This window comes from Paenibacillus sp. FSL H7-0323, from assembly GCF_038002725.1.
Taxonomy (GTDB): domain Bacteria; phylum Bacillota; class Bacilli; order Paenibacillales; family Paenibacillaceae; genus Paenibacillus_AQ; species Paenibacillus_AQ odorifer.
Window position 1 is genome coordinate 3,808,581 of sequence record NZ_JBBODB010000001.1, and the last position, 19,130, is coordinate 3,827,710.

Annotated in this window: 19 protein-coding genes and 1 riboswitch; of the genes, 3 read left to right on the top strand and 16 right to left on the bottom strand. The window is 43.9% G+C overall.

Features of this window, described 5'->3' with window-relative positions; all coding sequences use genetic code 11:
* Positions 1-178 precede the first annotated feature (178 nt).
* Positions 179-433, bottom strand: coding sequence for a YuzB family protein (locus MHH89_RS17275; RefSeq protein ID WP_036685247.1), 255 nt, complete (start codon positions 431-433; stop codon positions 179-181).
* A gap of 81 nt (positions 434-514) precedes the next feature.
* Here MHH89_RS17275 and MHH89_RS17280 point away from each other — a divergent pair, with 81 nt between their 5' ends.
* Entirely contained in the window at positions 515-763 is a 249-nt protein-coding gene (locus MHH89_RS17280) for a NifU family protein (RefSeq protein WP_036685249.1), read from the top strand.
* 158 nt (positions 764-921) lie between these two features.
* Here MHH89_RS17280 and MHH89_RS17285 read toward each other — a convergent pair whose 3' ends face one another.
* The 13 genes from MHH89_RS17285 to MHH89_RS17345 all read right to left on the bottom strand — a co-directional run bounded on the left by MHH89_RS17285 (position 922) and on the right by MHH89_RS17345 (position 15,329).
* Positions 922-1,788, bottom strand: a complete 867-nt coding sequence (locus MHH89_RS17285; protein WP_036685252.1) for a MetQ/NlpA family ABC transporter substrate-binding protein — start codon at positions 1,786-1,788, stop codon at positions 922-924.
* 57 nt (positions 1,789-1,845) lie between these two features.
* On the bottom strand, positions 1,846-2,475 hold the full coding sequence (locus MHH89_RS17290) for a methionine ABC transporter permease (RefSeq protein ID WP_370510542.1): 630 nt from the start codon (positions 2,473-2,475) through the stop codon (positions 1,846-1,848).
* A 29-nt stretch (positions 2,476-2,504) separates the two neighbouring features.
* Positions 2,505-3,521: a methionine ABC transporter ATP-binding protein gene (locus tag MHH89_RS17295; RefSeq protein ID WP_341087691.1), complete on the bottom strand. Its 1,017-nt coding sequence runs from the start codon at positions 3,519-3,521 to the stop codon at positions 2,505-2,507.
* Between the two features lie 102 nt (positions 3,522-3,623).
* Positions 3,624-3,759, bottom strand: a riboswitch (SAM riboswitch).
* A 102-nt stretch (positions 3,760-3,861) separates the two neighbouring features.
* Positions 3,862-4,596, bottom strand: coding sequence for a Cthe_2314 family HEPN domain-containing protein (locus MHH89_RS17300; RefSeq protein ID WP_076178960.1), 735 nt, complete (start codon positions 4,594-4,596; stop codon positions 3,862-3,864).
* Between the two features lie 155 nt (positions 4,597-4,751).
* The gene (locus tag MHH89_RS17305; RefSeq protein WP_370511228.1) at positions 4,752-5,744 is read right to left on the bottom strand and encodes a COX15/CtaA family protein; all 993 of its coding nucleotides are present in this window, start codon (positions 5,742-5,744) and stop codon (positions 4,752-4,754) included.
* A gap of 93 nt (positions 5,745-5,837) precedes the next feature.
* Positions 5,838-6,182: a thioredoxin family protein gene (locus MHH89_RS17310; RefSeq protein ID WP_036685265.1), complete on the bottom strand. Its 345-nt coding sequence runs from the start codon at positions 6,180-6,182 to the stop codon at positions 5,838-5,840.
* A gap of 78 nt (positions 6,183-6,260) precedes the next feature.
* Entirely contained in the window at positions 6,261-7,886 is a 1,626-nt protein-coding gene (locus MHH89_RS17315) for a putative polysaccharide biosynthesis protein (RefSeq protein WP_076277561.1), read from the bottom strand.
* 26 nt (positions 7,887-7,912) lie between these two features.
* Complete coding sequence (locus MHH89_RS17320; protein ID WP_038573189.1) at positions 7,913-8,398, bottom strand: DUF456 domain-containing protein; 486 nt, start codon at positions 8,396-8,398, stop codon at positions 7,913-7,915.
* 58 nt (positions 8,399-8,456) lie between these two features.
* Positions 8,457-9,224, bottom strand: a complete 768-nt coding sequence (locus MHH89_RS17325) for a Cof-type HAD-IIB family hydrolase (protein ID WP_036685270.1) — start codon at positions 9,222-9,224, stop codon at positions 8,457-8,459.
* A gap of 75 nt (positions 9,225-9,299) precedes the next feature.
* Positions 9,300-11,405 carry a peptidoglycan D,D-transpeptidase FtsI family protein gene (locus MHH89_RS17330; RefSeq protein WP_076279678.1) on the bottom strand — a complete coding sequence of 702 codons (2,106 nt, stop codon included), beginning with the start codon at positions 11,403-11,405 and terminating at the stop codon, positions 9,300-9,302.
* Positions 11,406-11,436: 31 nt separating this feature from the next.
* A complete protein-coding gene (locus MHH89_RS17335) occupies positions 11,437-13,512 on the bottom strand; it encodes a peptidoglycan D,D-transpeptidase FtsI family protein (RefSeq protein ID WP_341087694.1) in 2,076 nt (691 codons plus the stop codon).
* A gap of 171 nt (positions 13,513-13,683) precedes the next feature.
* On the bottom strand, positions 13,684-14,829 hold the full coding sequence (locus MHH89_RS17340; RefSeq protein ID WP_341087695.1) for a transglutaminase domain-containing protein: 1,146 nt from the start codon (positions 14,827-14,829) through the stop codon (positions 13,684-13,686).
* A 62-nt stretch (positions 14,830-14,891) separates the two neighbouring features.
* The gene (locus MHH89_RS17345) at positions 14,892-15,329 is read right to left on the bottom strand and encodes a hypothetical protein (protein ID WP_340034642.1); all 438 of its coding nucleotides are present in this window, start codon (positions 15,327-15,329) and stop codon (positions 14,892-14,894) included.
* A 270-nt stretch (positions 15,330-15,599) separates the two neighbouring features.
* On the opposite strand from MHH89_RS17345, the gene MHH89_RS17350 reads away from it, so the two are divergent.
* Positions 15,600-16,787 (top strand): MFS transporter, encoded by a 1,188-nt coding sequence (locus MHH89_RS17350; protein ID WP_076127992.1) that lies wholly within the window; start codon positions 15,600-15,602, stop codon positions 16,785-16,787.
* Between the two features lie 133 nt (positions 16,788-16,920).
* Entirely contained in the window at positions 16,921-17,268 is a 348-nt protein-coding gene (locus MHH89_RS17355; RefSeq protein WP_036685586.1) for a DNA primase, read from the top strand.
* Between the two features lie 95 nt (positions 17,269-17,363).
* Here MHH89_RS17355 and MHH89_RS17360 read toward each other — a convergent pair whose 3' ends face one another.
* A complete protein-coding gene (locus MHH89_RS17360; protein WP_036685589.1) occupies positions 17,364-17,981 on the bottom strand; it encodes an SCO family protein in 618 nt (205 codons plus the stop codon).
* Between the two features lie 23 nt (positions 17,982-18,004).
* Entirely contained in the window at positions 18,005-18,937 is a 933-nt protein-coding gene (gene cyoE, locus MHH89_RS17365; protein ID WP_036685285.1) for a heme o synthase, read from the bottom strand.
* Positions 18,938-19,130 lie beyond the last annotated feature (193 nt).

The window sequence follows — 19,130 nt, forward strand, 5'->3', positions numbered from 1 at the left end:
AAACACTCAATATAAGGTCGCCTGAGTCCGGTGGCACCTTCACGGTAGCCCCTGCACTCTCCAATATGTTGCCTAATCGATCATCAAATTGGTGGATTTTGTTCAAGTAAGGTTCCAAAAAGAGGGAGCACTCCATAATTTAGATTATCGAGTGCTCCCTCTTTTTTTCTCGAGAAATTTAGTCAAGATCTATATTAAACCAAGCCTCAAGCTCTTTGATCTTGGCCTCAATTTTCTCTTCTAGCTCTGCAACAGTGTCTGCTGCAATAATGTCACCTTCAACCATGGCGAAAGGCATTAAATAACACTCTCCACAATTGTTCAGACATCCGTATTCAATAACATCATAATCTGGATTTTCCTCCAGCTTATGCATTAGCTTGTCTGTTCCGTGACCCATGTTGCTGGAACAAAATTCAATAATTGGTCTCATGATGATCTCCCTATTCCGCCTAACCATTTTATTTTTTAACTTTTTGTACTATAATGAACTTACGAAAGGAGTGATTGAGAAATGAGTGAGAATGCACAAAGCACCGAAATGTATGATGAAGTACTAGAAGTGCTGGATAAGCTTCGTCCGTTCCTGCAGCGCGATGGCGGTGACGTAGAACTGGTCGATGTGGAAGACGGCATCGTTAAGTTGAAACTTATGGGTGCCTGCGGCAGCTGCCCAAGCTCCACGATCACCTTGAAAGCCGGGATTGAACGCGCCCTCCTTGAAGAAGTAGAAGGCGTTGAAGAAGTAGTTCAAGTATTCTAAATCCCGTTCAATAACCCTCCCGATTCTCCTGTAAAGGAGATCGGGATTTTCTTATTATAGAGGATTTAACATTCTCTCACAACCTTAGAACATAAAACCCGCAAGCCAACTTGGCTGCGGGTTCTTGTTATGACTATAGATGAATTTAACTTCATTCCTTAAAACGCTGGAATGATCGCACCTTCGTACTTTTCTTCAATGAAAGCTTTAGCTTCTGGAGAATTCAGGGCAGCAACCAGCTTTTTGATGGCTTCGGAATCTTTATTGTCTTGACGGGTTACCAAAATGTTAGCATAAGGGGAATCTACACCCTCGATGAACAATGCATCTTTAGTTGGCACAAGACCAGCGTCTAGTGCAAAGTTCGTGTTGATCAAAGCAAGGTCTACCTCATCCAGTTGACGTGGGAGCATAGCAGCTTCCAACTCAATGATGTCGAGATTTTTCTTGTTTTCAGTGATATCTGCTTTTGTTGCAGCAATGTTTGTATCATCTTTCAAGGTAATCAGACCATTTTTTGCAAGTAGGATTAGTGCACGGCCACCGTTAGTAGCATCGTTCGGGATGGCAACTTTTGCACCATCAGCCAACTCATCGATCGATTTGATTTTTTTGGAATAAGCTCCAAAAGGTTCAACGTGAACGGATGCAACAGAGACCAGGTCGGTTTTATTATTTTTGTTTTGGTCATCCAGATACGGTTGGTGTTGGAAAAAGTTAGCGTCTAACTCCTTCTCATCAAGCTGTACGTTAGGTTGAATATAGTCAGTGAATTCTTTGATTTCAAGTGTAATTCCATCTTTTTCAAGCAATGGAGCAATAGCCTTCAAAATTTCAGCATGAGGAACAGGTGAGGCACCAATCACCAATTTCACTGGATCTTTAGTAGGTTCACTTGTTGCTTCAGCGTTTGGTGCTGTTGTAGCAGCCGAGCTCCCAGCATTATTAGATGCATTGTTGTTACCGCAAGCCGCAAGCACCGCAACCAGTGTCAGGCTAAAAAATGTAAGTAGTACTTTTTTCATTGTAAATCCCCCTCTAATCTATATTTTGTATTGAATAAGGATATATATGGATGTACCTTATTTCCGTGTGTAATGTTTTACGAGTCGGTCACCGGCCATTTGTAGCAATTGCACCAGTACGACAATAAATATTATAGAAACAATCATAATCTCCGTCTCATAGCGGTGGTAGCCGTAACGAATCGCCAAGTCACCTAATCCGCCGCCCCCAACCATACCAGCCATTGCTGTATAGGAGACCAGTGTAACCAGTGTGATCGTAACTCCAGCGAGCAGACCTGGACGAGCTTCTGGCAAAAGAACACGCATAACGATTTGGTTCGTCGATGCTCCCATACCTTGTGCGGCTTCGATGACTCCGCGGTCTACCTCTCTTAACGACGTCTCTACCAAGCGGGCAAAAAACGGAGCTGCACCAATCACCAGAGGTGGAATCGTACCGAGTACACCAATGGAGGTTCCAACAACGGCTTTGCTGAAAGGAATTAGAGCCACCATCAAAATGATAAAGGGTACGGAACGTAGAATATTTACAAGTAATGATAAGACCGAGTAAGTTACTCTGATTACTATACTATTCGATTTCCCCCATAAATACAATAGAATTCCGAGTGGCAAACCAAGAATAATTGTGAACAATCCGGAAAAAAATATCATTTTTATAGTAGCAACCGTAGCATCCATCATTTCTTGCCAATTTAGATCTGCAAAATTCATTACGAAATCACCTCCACATCAAGGCCTTGCGCAATTAGCCTGGAGATCGTTACAGCAATCGCCTCAGCTGGCCCTTCGAACCGCACAATCATCTGTCCATAAGGCACATCTTTAATCGTTGAAATGGTACCATGTAAGATTGCAAAGCTTACACCCGTATCACGCACGACATCGGATAGTGCCGAGCCGTAAGTTTTTTCTCCGAAAAAAGTAATTTTGACAGCTTGAGAGTTATCCCCGGCAGCAGCATCAAGCGCCACTCGAAGAGGTCCTTCATTCTGTGTCTCACTGCGGATGAAATCGCGTGTAACCTCATGCTGCGGCTTGAGAAATACCTCTGTAACTTTGCCTTGCTCAACAATCCCACCACCATGAATGACCGCGACACGGTCGCAGATGCTCTGGATTACATGCATTTCATGTGTGATCAGCACAATGGTCAAATGGAATCTTTTATTAATATCGAGCAGCAGCTTAAGAATGGAGTCCGTTGTCTGGGGATCAAGCGCAGAAGTGGCCTCGTCACACAGCAGTACATCAGGGTCACTGGCTAGTGCCCGGGCGATGCCGACCCGCTGCTTTTGTCCTCCAGATAACTGAGAAGGATACTTACCTTTATGTTCTTCGAGCCCAACTAAAGCGAGCAAGTCTTTCACTTTTGTATCAATAGCTGTTCTAGATGTACCTGCAAGGCGCAGTGGAAAGGCAATATTATCGTATACGGTCGCCGAAGACAGCAAATTGAAATGTTGAAAAATCATCCCAATCTTGCGCCGCTGTTCCTGCAGCTGACCTTGGTTAAGACTGGTTAGCTCAACACCGTCTACCCAGACCTCTCCTTCTGTCGGACGTTCCAACAGATTAATGCAACGGATCAATGTACTTTTCCCGGCTCCAGAGTGGCCGATGACTCCGAATATTTCACCTTTCTCGATGTACAGATTCAATCCAGAAAGTGCTGTTGCCGCATTACTCCCTTTTCCATAAACCTTTGTTATCCCTTTTAGATTAATCAACTCTCGTCGCCCCCCCTTTATACTTCACTTATTCTATACAAAAAAACCTCCAACGATCGATGCAGATCGCAAGAGGCTCTGTGGGTTTATTAAGACAATGCCTTCTCATCTGCCAACGACCGCAACCTGCGCCATTGTAGGAATTAGCACCATGACATTTGTACAACGCTTCCCGCGCTGGATACAAATCGGTTGCCGGGCTTCATCGGGCCTATCCCTCCGCCGCTCTCGATAAGATAAAGTTATGAAATTATATTTTTTCTGAAATCGTACATACTTTAATGCAAGCATAAGTATAGTGAGTTTATCTATTTTTGTCAAAAGGAAATATATTGAACGTTTACGATTTTATGCTCTTTGCCTTGCTTATTTCCTTACGCAGCTGTTCATTGCTGTAGCTGAATGCCGCGATTAATGTCTTACAGTTCATTTCGAGCGATTGTTTTAAATCCTCAAGATGGCTATCCAGATCCTCGAGCTGAATTTTGTCATGCAGACCTTGGTGCCGCTGCCACAAATCATCCTGCATTTCGGAATTCATATAATGAATTTCAGCATTTCTGCGCTTGCGTAAATTCTCCAATGGATCGCGGTAGGAGTTCTTAATCTCTTCCAGTTGATCCGCTAATGCAGGATGCACATTCAATAATTGAAGCTGACGCAGCACTGTAAAGTAAGAAAAGTGCGTTTTTAATTTGGATGTTTTGAGATCATAAAAATGATTCAGTACCGTCCCAAGCTTGTCCAGAAGAGAGAAAACCCGGATAAAGCCATCTTTATAAAAATAAACATAACGTGCATAATCGCCCTGTTCCACCGGTGTCATATCATCCATATAACCCGCAATCACTAATTTCCGGTAAAAAGCGGCCGCGAACCAACTTTGCTCCAGTTCATCCAGAGAGGAAATCAGCCCACGTGTCCAAATCTCCAGCTTGCGGTATTCATGGTCATTATCCTCATGGGCACTCATTTCCTTGCGCAGCAATGCTGCAAAAGTGGCCATATTCTCCATCGCATCAGCCAACACACCGCTGTTCTTTCGAGGCGGCTCTCCAAGTAATACCCGCAGCATATCCCAGTCCTCCTAAAGTTTTGTTCAGCGTCTGCTTCCATGGACTGCTTCGTACAAAACTCGCGACGTAAGCATCGGCCAATCAGCTCCACGATATACCGATTTCCACTTTATTATTCCGCGGGTGAAGCACCTCTATCCACGGAGGGAATGTTCTACCAAGGCGGTGGAATCATTGGGTTCGTTACATTTTTTCCAGATACGACACTACTCGAGCGATTTAGCTGCCAGACTCTTACACTCATATAACATAAGACACCAAACAAACTGGCAATCAGCAAAATATGAGCCAAAGCGGCAAATATGTACAATCTTTCATTATCTAAGGTGTAAACCACAGCCGCCCCACTAAATACCTGCATCAAGCATAACAGCACTGCAGCTATACCTAGCGCTCTAAGCTCTGGATAATCCTTATGTTTCCAAAATGCTAAATGCCCGAGCAGCGCAGTAAGCATGAATAAGATTAAAGCCGCAATCCGATGCGTAAAAACAACACCTACTCCTCCGGAAAGCTCCGGAACCCATTCTCCATTACAAAGCGGCCAACCCGAACACCCGCCTTGTGAATCCGTATGACTTACAAAGGCTCCAATATACACGACAATATAAGAATAGATGGCAGTAAAACAGGTTAAATTGCGAAAAGCCTTACTTACGGGCTTCTTTTGAGCCTCCAGCTTATGATCATATTCACGTGCTTCATGCCATCTCTTGGTTCCAAGAGCCAACATCATAGCGCTCGAAAAGGCGATCAAAGAAAAACCCATATGCAACGCCATTACAGCAGCGGATTGGGATTTAATTACTGCAAGCGCTCCCATACCACCTTGAACGATGACGAATACTAAGGTCATAAATGCATATCCCAGCAAATCGCGCCGAGTACGGGCATAACGCCAAAAAGCAAACATCGAGGCAAGTGAGAATAACCCTGCCAAACCGCTAAACAAGCGATGGGTGTATTCAATCATCGAGCCTATAGTATAAGCCGGAATTAATTTTCCATGACAGAGCGGCCATTCATTTCCGCATTCCAAGCCCGATCCAGTCTTCGTCACTACCGCTCCTCCGAGTACAGCGAGGAACATGATAAGGCAAGTAAGATAACTAAGCCATTTCAACTGATTTGTCGTCAAAAATATCACCCGCAGTTTTTAGTAATGGAGAAGCAGCCAGACTTATATTTCAAAAAACCACCGCTTTTGCACAAACAGGCGAAAGCGGTGGTTCCTTAGGAATTACTTTTGAAGGCTTTGATGCACTTGGACCGCTTTATCAAGGAAATTCTCAATCTCTTCACGGGATTTGCGCAATTTATTAACGAATCTAACCAATTCCCGTCCATCCGAATATGCGACGAAGCTTGGAATACCCATAATATTTTGTTCTTGGCTAACATCGCCCACGGCATCAACATCTACCTCAACCAGTGTAAGGCGGTCTGCATAAGCCTGCTCTACCTCTGGGATAAAAGGATCGATAAATTTACAATCCGAGCACCAGTCAGCCTTGAAGATGGCCACTGTTAATCGAGGTGATTGAATGGCTACCTGAAATTCAGCAGGAGAACTAATTTTGTCCATGATTTACTCAGTCCCTTCTTCAATATCTGTCTATTTTCTACTCTTTAAGTGAAGCAAAATGCAGTGTAGAAGTCAAACCTATTCTCTCATACGAACACGTGCAGGCTGTAACTTCATCAGCGGATTCAATAATTTTTGCAACGCCCGCGGATAACTGGAGATTTCCTGTTTAGTCAGCACACCCAGCACAATAAGCAGTACTAGATAAATAACAACAACGGCTGCTCCTACAACAAGACAAGTGATCAGAAACGCCAAACGTGCAGGCATCAGATCCGTTAACAGAATCCCAGCTTCATTCAAGCCATAACCAATCCCGCCGGACACAAGTACCGCAATCGCGAAACCGCCCCAACGTTTGCCCATAATTTCAAATGGCACAATCGATTTCAGCATCCGTAAGTTAAGCAAAGTAATGACCACGAAACAAAGTGCTGTTGCACCGATAATTCCGTAGATGCCAAATACCTTACTAAGTAATAAGCTTGCCACTAATTTTACAATAATACCCGCTAACACATAATACATGGAAATTCGCGATTTGCCCATACCTAACAAAATAGAGTTCGTTGTCATCATCGTAATCTGAAAGATCGTTCCTAAAGTAAGCATGGCTACGATACCACTGCCATCTAAACTACTGAATAAGAGACCATTAACTGAATATGCAGCAACTACGAGTGATAGAACAATCGGTGCTCCTGTTAAAATAGAGATACGAAGCGCTAACGTCACTTGCCCTTTTAGATGTTTTTCATCCCGACGGGCATATGCAGCTGAAATAATTGGTATTAGTGAAGTGCTCAGTGCTATAGAAAGAACCGGCGGAATCCCGGCGACACTCTGTGCCCGACTCCCGAAAATACCCAAAGCACGTGTGGCATCAGCTACACCAACTTGTCCACTCAGTAACGGTACAATTAAAGATGTATCAATAAAGTTCACTACTGGAACCGTAACTGAAGATAGAACGATAGGAATGGATAATTTAAATATATCCTTATAAATTCCAAATAGAGGAAGCTTCGCTTCATTCGTTTCGTATAACGCAGTTTGCCCCTCACTACGCCGTAATTTCATAGCGTAATAGAGCATTACACCAAAAGCACCAACACTACCAAATACACTACCGAATGATGCTCCAGCAGCCATCCAAGTGTTGTCGTACCCTTTTTGTAACAATACAAATGCCAGAAGAACAGCTGTAGATACCCTCGCGATCTGCTCCACAATTTGAGAGATGCCACCAGCCATCATATTATTCCGCCCTTGAAAGTAACCACGCATCATTGCAATAGAAGGGAAGAGTAGGAGTGCCGGAGCTATGGCCCGGATCGCCAAAGTACTTTCAGGAACTTTTGCATATTCTGCATAATAAGGAGCACCTATGTATAACAATGCGCTCATAATTACGCCAACTACAACACCAAAGATTAATGCCGCCCGATACACCTGCTGAGCTTCATTTGGTCTATTCAGTGCATAACGCTCAGATACCATTTTACTTAATGTACTTGGAATCCCTGCTGTAGCCAGCGGTAATAACATTAAATAAACTGTGTTTGCCTGTGTAAATGAAGCATTACCAACATCATTAAATAAATGCTCCAGCGGCACCCGCTGGACAAGCCCGAGTACCCTTGCCACCAAAGCTGCAGCAGCAAGGATAAGCGTGCCTTTAACAAAAGACTCTTTCTTGGACAAACTCTTTCCCCTTCTTCACTGTTAAATTAAAACCGGGCGACCCATATAAAAAAGAGGACGACCATAATTACCTGCAACACGATTTTGACCAAGGTGCTGCTAAATAAGCCGAGTATGGAGCCAACACTTACCTTAGCAGCTTTAGACGGGGAAGATCCCACGATCAGTTCTCCAATAAAAGCCCCTAGAAATGGTCCAATAATAAGACCAAAAGCTGGAATAACGAAAGGTCCCAAGATCAGCCCGATCGTGCTCCCGATAATCGATGAACGTGAACCGCCAAATTTTTTGACACCCCACGCTCCTACAACATAATCAGCAACAAAAAGAACTACAACGATCAGTGTTTGAATAATCCAGAACCAAACCCCAAAGGGCTCAAAAGAAAAGAACCAGCCGTATACAAAAAAGGCAAGATAGATCGCTAACGCACCCGGCAGTATGGGATACACAGCCCCTGCCAATCCTACAGCAAACAAAACAATGATAAGAATCCAACCCAGGATCGTCAATTCCTTAACCTCCTACTAGCATAATGCTCCATGGATTCACTTCGCAGTACTGCTTTTATTATTTGCTGCCTACAGAGGCTGCAGCTTCGGTAAAGATATACTTTTGGATGACCTCGGCAATCCCGTCTTGATTATTGGTCGCCACCACAACATCAGCCTCTTGTTTAACCGTCTTTTGCGCGTTGCCCATGGCAACCCCAAGCCCAGCCTGCTGGATCGCCGCCAGATCGTTAAGGCTGTCGCCCACAGCTACAACTTGCGACATTTCTATTCCCAGCAGCTTGCAGACTTCCTTTATTCCTGCTGCCTTATTCACGCCTAGAGGATTAATCTCCAGATTGTGCGGAGAAGAGTTCGTAATCTCCAGTCCACCCATATCCTGAAGACGAAGCAACAGCTTATGACGAAGCTCATCATCTTCAGTGTGATAACCGAATTTAAGCCATTCTCTACCCGTTACATCCCCATCCCAGTTATCCTGTTTAAGAACTTCGTCCAGAGAATAAGCCCAGAACCAGATGTCATCTGCTTTTGCAAGATCATACATTTCTTGTACCAGCTTGGGATCCATTAGCGATCTCCGGTATATTTCATGTGGCGCTCTCCACACCTCACTGCCGTTCACAGTGATCATCGGTGTCTCTAAACCTAGCTGCTCTGCATAGGGTAATGCACTTACAAATGCCCGGCCTGTCGACAGACAGACATGAACGCCTGCGTTGACCGCCTTTTGAATCCATTCCACCGTTGTGGGTGTAATTATCTGTTCATCATTCAGTAGGGTTCCATCCATATCCAATGCAAGCAGGCGGTATTTGGCAATCATTTGCCACCCCTCCATTCTTGTATGCTCTCTATTGAGAAGCTGTTTATTTTTTAAATCTTAGCCATAGGGTCAGAGTTACTCGGTACCTGTAGTCTCTCCCTCCTTCGCATTATCATTAGTATTATTGCCAGACTGGAGACTTTTCTTTGGAACTCCATCAAGGCCATATTCCCAATCATAGGCATCAAATATTTTACGTGCGACTGGTGCCGCACTTTGTGAACCAAAACCACCTTCAGGGATTACAACCGCCACAGCCAACTTAGGATTATTACGTGGAGCATATGCAATAAATACCCCATTATCGCGAATTTCACCCTTAGCTACTTGCTGAGAGGTTCCCGTCTTACGGGCAAAGTCATAAGGGAAATCAGAAAAAGCACTAACTTCACTTCGCATCCCCTGCTTAATTTCATTCCAGTAGGACTTATCGAAGTTTGTTACTTCATCGAGCACCTCACGTTTAAACTCTTTGACTATATTTCCATCTGCATCAGTAATCTTGCTAACCAATTGAGGTTTAATCCGCTGTCCTTCATTAGCAAGTGTTGTAACATACTGCGCAAGCTGCATTACTGTATAACTTCCTTGTTGTCCGAAAGAGGCATAGACCAGTGCGGACTGCGCACTACCAGCAGCTTCTATATTGGTATAGTTTCTTTGACCCAAGAATTCATTTGGCAGGTCAATTCCCGTAGATACACCAAGGCCGAACTCTTTCATATAGACATCCCAGATGTCTATCCCCTTGCTTTTATATTTGTCATACAATCTTTTACCGACCATATCGACCATAAATGCATTCGAGGATTTCTCAATGGCTCTAGCAGGATCCAAAGAACCATATACGTGGTTAGAAGAGTTTCTTACCTTCGTTTCATGCCCAGACTTACCAAAAGTCGCAAAACCTTTATCCTGATAATACGATGAAGTTGAAAACAACCCTTCATTCAGGCCCACGAGTACACTCAAAGGTTTAATCGTTGAACCTAGAAGCAATACAGATCTTAGTCCATTCCCTGAGGTTCCTGAAGAAATAGGAGTTATCGTGCCGTTCTGATAGTTATCCATAATACTGTTCCAGACATCTGCAGATAAAGAACCCGTTGTCCAAACATTCGTATCATAGTCAGGCATACTCGCCATAGCAACAATATTGCCAGTATCTACTTCCATCGCTACTGCATATCCCGTTAAAGCATTCGGATGCGTTCTGCCTTGTACGGTATTAGAGTGCAACCATTTGAGCTGATCTGTTATCGCCTGTTCTGTCTTCATCTGAACGTTCTTATTAATCGTTGTCCAGATGTCATTTCCTTTGACAGGCGGAACGACACGCTCAATTTTCTCCGCCATATTCTGTGGATTGACGGAAATTTCCTGATAGCCGTTTTGCCCGCGAAGCTCACGCTGATATTTCAGCTCCAGCCCATCGAATCCAACAAATTCATCATCCTTATACGTTAGCCCTGGCTCCGGATTGTTTTTCATAGCACTTAGAATGTTTTTATAAATATTAAGACTGTTCGCCGATTTGAAGGGTTTGATATAACCAATCGTCTGTACAGCAACCGTATCTTTATCGTAATGACGAATGCTCTCCTCGACAATCTCAAGCCCCGGATATTCTCCTTTATGTTCCATGAAATAAGCAACTTCTTCAGTAGTCAGATCAGCCTTAATTCGCCGTGCCATAAAGCCAAGTGATTTACGAAAATATAAATCCAACACATCAATTACATCTTTCTCCGTCATCTTCTCTGCATTTGGATCCCCATATTTATTGAAATCAGCTACCAGCTTGGCTGCCAATGCATCAGACTTGGCCTTAGCCTCTGGGGTCAGCGTTGTTTTACCGGTGACTTTATCTGTTTCCTTAGCCGTATACTCTTTATTGAGTGTGATATACAGCGATTGAACAGGTGTGGAATAAGCTAGCTTCTCACCACCTGCAGCGTATATAACCCCTCTCATGGAAGCTAACGGTACATTTTTAGTATCTCTACTCGTCTCTACCTCAGTTAAAGTTGGACCTTCCACAAACTGCAGAACAGCTAGTCGGATGATGATTACGCAAAATATAACGAACGTGCTAAAGAAAAACACGTTGAGTCGCAGGCCAATGGAACTTTTGCTGCTGGTCTCGTCAGGAGGTGAGGCCTGCTTACGGAAAAAACTCACAGTTTTTCTCTCCTTTTTCTCTAATTTAAGCTTATTGTTCTTGAACGGGATCTGCCACAGGTGGAATATTCTTCTTCGGAACCCCATCCAGCCCATATTCCCAATCATAAGCATCAAAAATCTTACGGGCAACCGGAGCTGCACTATTGGAGCCAAAGCCGCCTTCCGGAATCACAACCGCTACAGCCAGCTTCGGATTCTCACGTGGAGCAAAGGCAATAAAGACCCCGTTATCACGGTTTATATTTTTTCTATCCGTTTTTTCAGAGGTTCCTGTCTTACGGGCAAAATCATAAGGAAAATCGTCAAAAGCACTAACTTTACTGCTCATTCCCTGTTTGATTTCTCTCCAGAACGATTTATCAAAGGTTACGCTATTAAGCACTTCTTTTTTAAATTCCTTAACCACCTTACCTTGCGCATCAGTAATCTTACTTACAAGCTGCGGTTTAATTCGCACACCTTCATTTGCAAGTGTAGTAGCATACTGGGCAAGCTGTAATGTAGTATAACTGCCTTGCTGGCCAAAAGATGCGTAGATGAGCGCGGCCTGTGAGCTCCCTGCAGCCTTGAAATCTGTATAGTTAATCTGACCTGGTGATTCACCGGGAAGACCACTTTGTGTTGACACACCCAGTCCGAACTTTTTCATATATTCGTCCCAGACCTCTACACCTTTATCCCCCAGGTATTTCTTGTATAGTTGCTTTCCGACCATATCTACCATAAATACGTTAGAGGATTGCTTGATAGCATCAGCCGGATACAGTTTTCCATAGACGTGACCTGATGAATTTCTAACCGATGATTTATCATCCTTACCGAAATAGGTAATCCCCACATCGGGATAGGTGCTCGAGGTGTTAAAAAATCCTTCATTTAAACCAATTAATACACTTAACGGTTTAATGGTCGATCCCAAGAATACAAGTGAGCTAAAATCATGACCCGATCTCCCGGAAGAATTCGAGGTAATTGTACCATTCAGATGATTATTCATAATTTTATTCCAGACAGATGTAGGCAGTGAGTCCTTTGTCCATACATTCGAATCGTAATCAGGCATACTCGCCATAGCGACAATATTCCCAGTCTCTACTTCCATTGCTACTGCATAACCTGTTAAAGCATCAGGATGAGTTTCGCCTTGAACAGCATTGGTGTGCAGCCATTTAATCTGATCCAATATGGCCTGTTCAGTCTTCATCTGAACATTCTTATTAATGGTCATCCAAATGTTATTGCCTTTTACAGGGGGAACGGTCTGTTCTACCTTCTCCGCCATATTTTGAGGAGTGACCGAAATGACCTGATAACCATTTTCTCCGCGCAGTTCGCGTTGATACTGCATTTCCAGACCGTCAAATCCTACATATTCTTCCGTTTTATACATAAGTCCCGGTGAAGAATTGTCTTTCATTGCACTACGAATATTTTTGTACATCGCTATGTCTTCGGTTGATTTAAAAGGTTTACCAAAACCCACCGTCTGCACAGCTACCGTATCTTTATCGTAGTGGCGTACACTTTCTTCCACAATGGTAATGCCTGGATATTCATCCTTATGTTCCATGAAATAAGCTATTTCTTCTGAAGTTAGCCCTGCTTTTATACGACGCGGTACATAACCCAGATACTTTTTAAAGTCCAGATCAAGTAAATCCAGCACGTCCTGCTGCGTTAACTTAGGGGCATCTGCACTTCCATATTTCTCAAACTCCGCTACTAATCTTGCTGCAAGGTCATTAGACTTATTTTTCGCTTTTTCCGTTAGTGAGGTTTCACCCGTTACTTTATCGGTAGTTTTAGCTGTATATTCCTTATTTAGGGTAAGATAGAGCGACTCAACAGGTGTAGAATAGGCTATCTGCTCACCCCCCGCAGCAAAAATAATCCCTCGCATAGCTGCCAGCGGAACAAACTTCGTATCCCGTTTGATCTCTTCTTCTGTCAGCAAAGCTCCCTCAGTAAACTGCAAACCTGCAAGACGCACAATAATGATACAAAAAATAAAAAAAGTGCCAAAGAAAAACAGATTCAATCTCAGACCTACAGAATGTTTCGAAGATTTCCCGTCCGCAGGCGGGAGCTGCTTCCCAAAGCTCACCAGCTTTCTTCCCTTCTATATAAAAATAATGTCTGAATTGCCTTAGCCAGCGACATTGCTCTTATAATGAAGGTGATTTCTAAGAAGCTGATTGTGAGCATTGCACTCGCATTTGTGTTAGAGGTTGGTATGAGTTTATTGTACCACACGGAAGGAGTGCGGCGCCCTCACTCAGAGTGCGTTCTCCCTAATATGCGTATTGTCAAAATCCTTCGGATTAAACCAATCCCCACTGCTCGCCCAAGTGGGATCCAATGGAATCCAAGCTTGCCGGTCACTTATATAAACTTCATTCCAGGCATGTGCGCCATACCCGCCTCGACCATCATAGCCTTGACCCGTTACAACGCGCACCTGCAATCCTTGGGAGCGGGCCATTACAGCGTAAAGACGTGCATAATCAATACATACCCCTATGCGTGTGTCGAAGGTATCCTGCGGGGTCTGTTCATGCCAAATTCTATTTTTTTCATAATTTTCCGCTTTGGTGTAATCATAAGTTACTCGTGTTCCTACCCAATCATACAGTAGTCTGGCTTTCTTCTCGTCTCCTTGCGCTTGTCCAATAATATCTTCAGCCGCACCCACAATATCTTGTGGAATGTCATGATCAATAACTTCATATTTTCTGCGCAGGATATCATTCATCTCAGCTGCAACGGTCTTCGTCAGAATAGGCAGCTTTTTCTGCACTGTCTCCCCAACAAAGGGCTCAAATACAGCGGCAGCGCTTTGACTGTAGATCGGAGAAGATTCAACATAACGGCTAAATTGACTTTCTGGATTTAGGCCAACACAAATGAAGAGAGCAAACACAATAATTAAACCACGAGTCAAACCTATAATTAATCCTATGATAGCTCCGCCCATACGGCTTACTTGCGTAATCTTTCTGTCCTTAAATGTCTTGGTGCGCCGTAGCTGATGGAATGGGAGCAGCATAGACAACAATCCCAGAAGCATGCGAATTAAGATATAAGAGAGCAATAACAACAATAGAAACCGCACCAGCGGCGATTCCGCCAGCACAGACACAGCCGTATAATAAATTTGCTGCCACTGGGTCAGCTGTTTATCAGGCAGACTTATTCCTGCTGCCCAAGTCTGTACATGAGGATTGAGATAAGCCGCAGCAGGAATGGCCAGCACCAAAGAAGCTATTGTATACAGTCCTGTTCCCAGCAGACCGAATAATCTTCCGGTAGCACTTGAGAACCCTCTGCTCCAGCCTTGCAATAGTGAAAAGACTACTACCAGCAGGAGGGCGATGGAGATGATATTTGCATCACTCAGACTAGTCAACCAACCGTTTATCATATCCAATCTCCCCTTTCAGTCGCCCGCTTGCTTGTTTTGATAATGATTTAAACTGAAGCCGTTTATTGATGTTTCCTAGCTTCCTCGATAAATGTTTGTGTGGTATCAGTAATACTCCACTTCCCAAGACTAACTCCGCGGAAAGTAACCTCTACCTTATCTTCGCCAGTAGTACCTTTCACTTCAATATTCGGAGTTATAATCGTAAATGTTCCGTCACCATTTGAAGTGTACTTCGCATCCTGCGCCTCTTTAAGCATAACCTCTTGTGCTTCCTTCTTCACCGTACTTACCGTTCCATCTGCCACCTTATTCACAGCGTTACCAATTTGGTCCATTGTCACACCACTATAGATGAATAGACCTACAACGATAATAATGACAATCGCCCATTTCAACATCGTTTTGACCAAATTAACAACCGCGAACAACAGAATGAGCGCAATAACAATAACTAACCAATTCTCTCTAATAAACTGCGACCACACCTCTGGATCCATCAACCTCACAACACCCCTATCACCTAGTTTCGTCCTAAGGATTATCTCCTCTATAGACATGACGCCAATATTAATTATTATACATGAATGCCCATCATAATTCATGGTTCCACAGCCAGAGAAAGGTATACCTGCTTATAGGAATTAAAAAAGCGGTATAAGCCCTCTCTGTCCCACGTAAAGTACAAGTAGTTGCTTAAATTTGATCTTCTTAAAATCCGCCTTCCTGCATTAATCTTTATTGTAGGTGGCTCTCGGAGGTGTTTCCCTGTGAAAACTGCGCTGTGGCTGTACCTGTTTCTTTTTCTGGCGTTTTTTGATTTACATGCACAGTATCCTATTCTAACGCCCTTTGCCATCTCTCTTGGTGCGGGACCCGCCTTTATTGGCTGGATGATGGGTATGTATTCGTTAACCCATCTTCCTGGCAATTTGCTCGCAGGCGTACTCGTCGATCGTAATGGCAGCCGCCGCTACATCGTCTTTAGCCTTGTTACTGCGGGAGCCATTCTACTGCTGCAGGCTCATGCTCAGCTTCCGTGGCATTTGCTGATGCTACGAGCAGCAAGCGGGTTCGCGCTCGCCTTCCTCTCTCCAGCGTGCATGACCTTGCTGGCTTCATTATCATCTGATGCTACTGAGCAGGGGAAATATATGTCCGGACATGGTATCGTTCATACCTTAGCTTCAGTGGTATCCCCGGCAGCGGGGGCCTTTATCGTAGCTAAAGCTGGCTATTCCGGCACCTTCACCACATTGGGATGGCTGCTTATCGCTACAGGCATCATGGCTTTTTTCAGTGTACCGGCGCCTGCCCGGCGTTTAGTACGCCCTGTAAACTCTGCAGCACCTCCTTTAAAAAAACAGGATCTTCCTTCGGTCCCTATATCCGATGCCAATCCAGTTTCCAAACGTTATTATCTGCTGCCTTTTTTCGTTTCTTGTTCACAAGGGGTTCTGTTCTTTGAACTTCCTCTATCTCAGACCGGAAGTAATAGCATTGTTTCCACAGGAATTCTTTTATCGCTCCTTAGCTTAGGGGCTTTGGTAACACTCAGTTTGTTCTTCCTGAACCGCTTTTCCCCAGGAGGAAGAATAGCCGTGGCCTTGCTAGGTATGGCCCTTTGTTTTTTTGCGCTCGCCTCACTTCACAGCATTCCCGCTTCCGTTATTCTCTTTATGCTGGGTGCAGCCAAAGGAATATTATTTCCTGCAATGGCATCGCTCTTTATTAGTCTAGGTGGACCAGGACGTATGGGACGCACCTTCTCCATGCAGTCGATAGCCATGTCACTAGGCGCATTCGCAGGCCCTGTGGCCGCAGGACAATTAAGAGCCGTTGTTTCGCCTTATTTCATTGCCTTTCTATTGCTGATGGTTGCACTATTACTGCTTCCGCCAAAAAATTCAACCAAGCTGTCTACCTACTCTTCCAAATGGAATGGGCGGGCCGCATGATTTATTGTTTTTACGACATTTCCCGGGGAATGAAGATTTTCCTGTAGAAACAGTTGTTAAAACTGCTCCTCCTTCGGTAAACTATAATGAGTCTGTAAGTTCAGACTTCATTTCCGGAGGTGATTGTCAGCAAATGTCCATTACGATTATTGTCGAAGGCAAAAACGATCGCAGCAGATTACGACGCGTGCTGGTACCGGAAGTCGAAATCCTCTGTACCTTTGGTACATTAAATACGCTCAAACTCGAGTCCCTGCGACAAAAAGTAGGAGATGGAGAAGTATATCTTTATATGGATAACGACAGTTCAGGCAAAAAAATACGCGGGATTCTCCGCGATGCCTTTCCCGATGCTGGTCACATCTATACACGCCGGGGTTATGCCGGAGTGGAAGGCACTCCAGATGAATACAATATTAATCAGCTTGAAAAAGCGGGTCTGGAAGAGTTCATCATTTACCCTGAACCCATTCCTTTTTGATTCGCGATATATTGCCTAAGAAATTAAAAACGCCTTTTTCGTTATCCTTCAATAAATGGGATTCGAAAAAGGCGTTTCTGTTATGCGGTTAGGTTCTATTCACGAGCCAATTCATTCAGCCTATCGGCAAGAAATTCAGGCGTTATGTTATCCGTATCCCCTGCGTCATACAATGCACGGAGACGATTGTCCCGATCAACCAATGCTATGCGATTGGCATGTACGAAATTTTCTTTACTATTCCCTGCAATTAGTACTTTAAAAGAATCAGTTGCCAGCTTACGAATGACTTCCTGATCCCCCCGTAAGAAGTACCAACCCTTATAATCTGCCTGGAAACGGTCCGCAAAGCTTTTAATGGCTTCACGCGTATCATTCTCTGGATCAAAAGAAATGGAGACGAACGCCGTATCTTTTCCAAAGCTGCCATCGTCGACCAGAATTTTCTGCGTCTGAGATAACAGAAACGTAGTTATAGGACATACATCCGGACATTGTGTGAAAAAAAAGTATACCAGCCGCGCTTTACCTTGTGTATCAGCCAGAGTAATCTGGTCTCCATCCACATTTTCAAGTGAAAAGTCCTGCACTTCTCCGATTACCGGCAGTTTTTCTTTTCCTAAATTCAAAGAATTAACTGCCAGATAACCAGCCATTACCAAAGCAAGCAATAGTAGAATCCAGGTCCATTTATAACGCTTAAAGGTCTGCACGGACAATAATACCCTCCCTCTTCTTAACCGTGAATCGTATTCAATACAAGTACGATCAAACTTACCGTTAGGTAGTTAATGGAGAAGAGGAAGTTCTTCTTCGCCCAGACTTCGTCATCTTTTGCTGCAAAGCCCATCAAGGTTATGATTAACCAAGCCAGGGACAGCGCTGTTGAAATCACCAGATAAAAAATGCCTGCATAATCGTAGGCGTACATTAACACTGGAATAGGCAGCAACAGTGCTACATAAGGAATCATTTGAAACTTCGTACGACGTGTTCCTTTGACTACAGGCAGCAGCGGAAATCCAGCGGCTCTATATTCTTCTTTACGTCTAATCCCGAGTGCCCAGAAATGGGGAGGTTGCCACAGAAACAACATCGCAAACATCAGCCAAGCCCCTAGATCAACTGTTCCCGTAACTGCAACGTAGCCAATTACAGGTGGCATAGCTCCAGAGATCGCACCTACTGAAGTGCTCCATGTTGATGTCCGTTTCAACCAAAGGGTGTATACTACAACGTAAACGAACATCCCTACAATCCCGAACAGACCGGCTAAAACTCCGGAAAAAGCAAATAGTACAATCAAGCCCGCAATCCCTAGCCCAATAGCATACAGCAATACGGTTTTGGGTTTCAGTCGTCCTGTAGGAAGCCCCCGATCGCGCGTTCTTTCCATCTTCATGTCCAGGTCACGGTCGAAATAGTTATTAAAAACACAGGCCGAAGCCATAACCAGCATTGTACCGAGCAGAGTCAGAACTAATCTGCCGTATTGAACATCCCAACCTGAAGCCAGCCAATATCCTGCAAAGGCAGCGATGAGGTTAGATCGGATAATACCGGGTTTTGTTACGGTAATGAAATCACGCCAACTTGCACCTTCCGGTGGAGATTTTGCAGACATAGCTGCAGAATCGGAAGAAGCTTGAAATGTTATATGATTATCCACACCAAATGATCCTCCTTCTAAACGAACTTCTAACGTTCTAGCCGAAGCACTAAATAGACTTCGCTGTTAACTTTATCATATCAAACCCGAGGAGACTTTGACAGTCATGGCACAGTATGTTCATGAATTTGACAATTACGTGACAATATTTATTTCCAGCCCGTTAATAACCTAAGCTGTATTTGGGTAATTA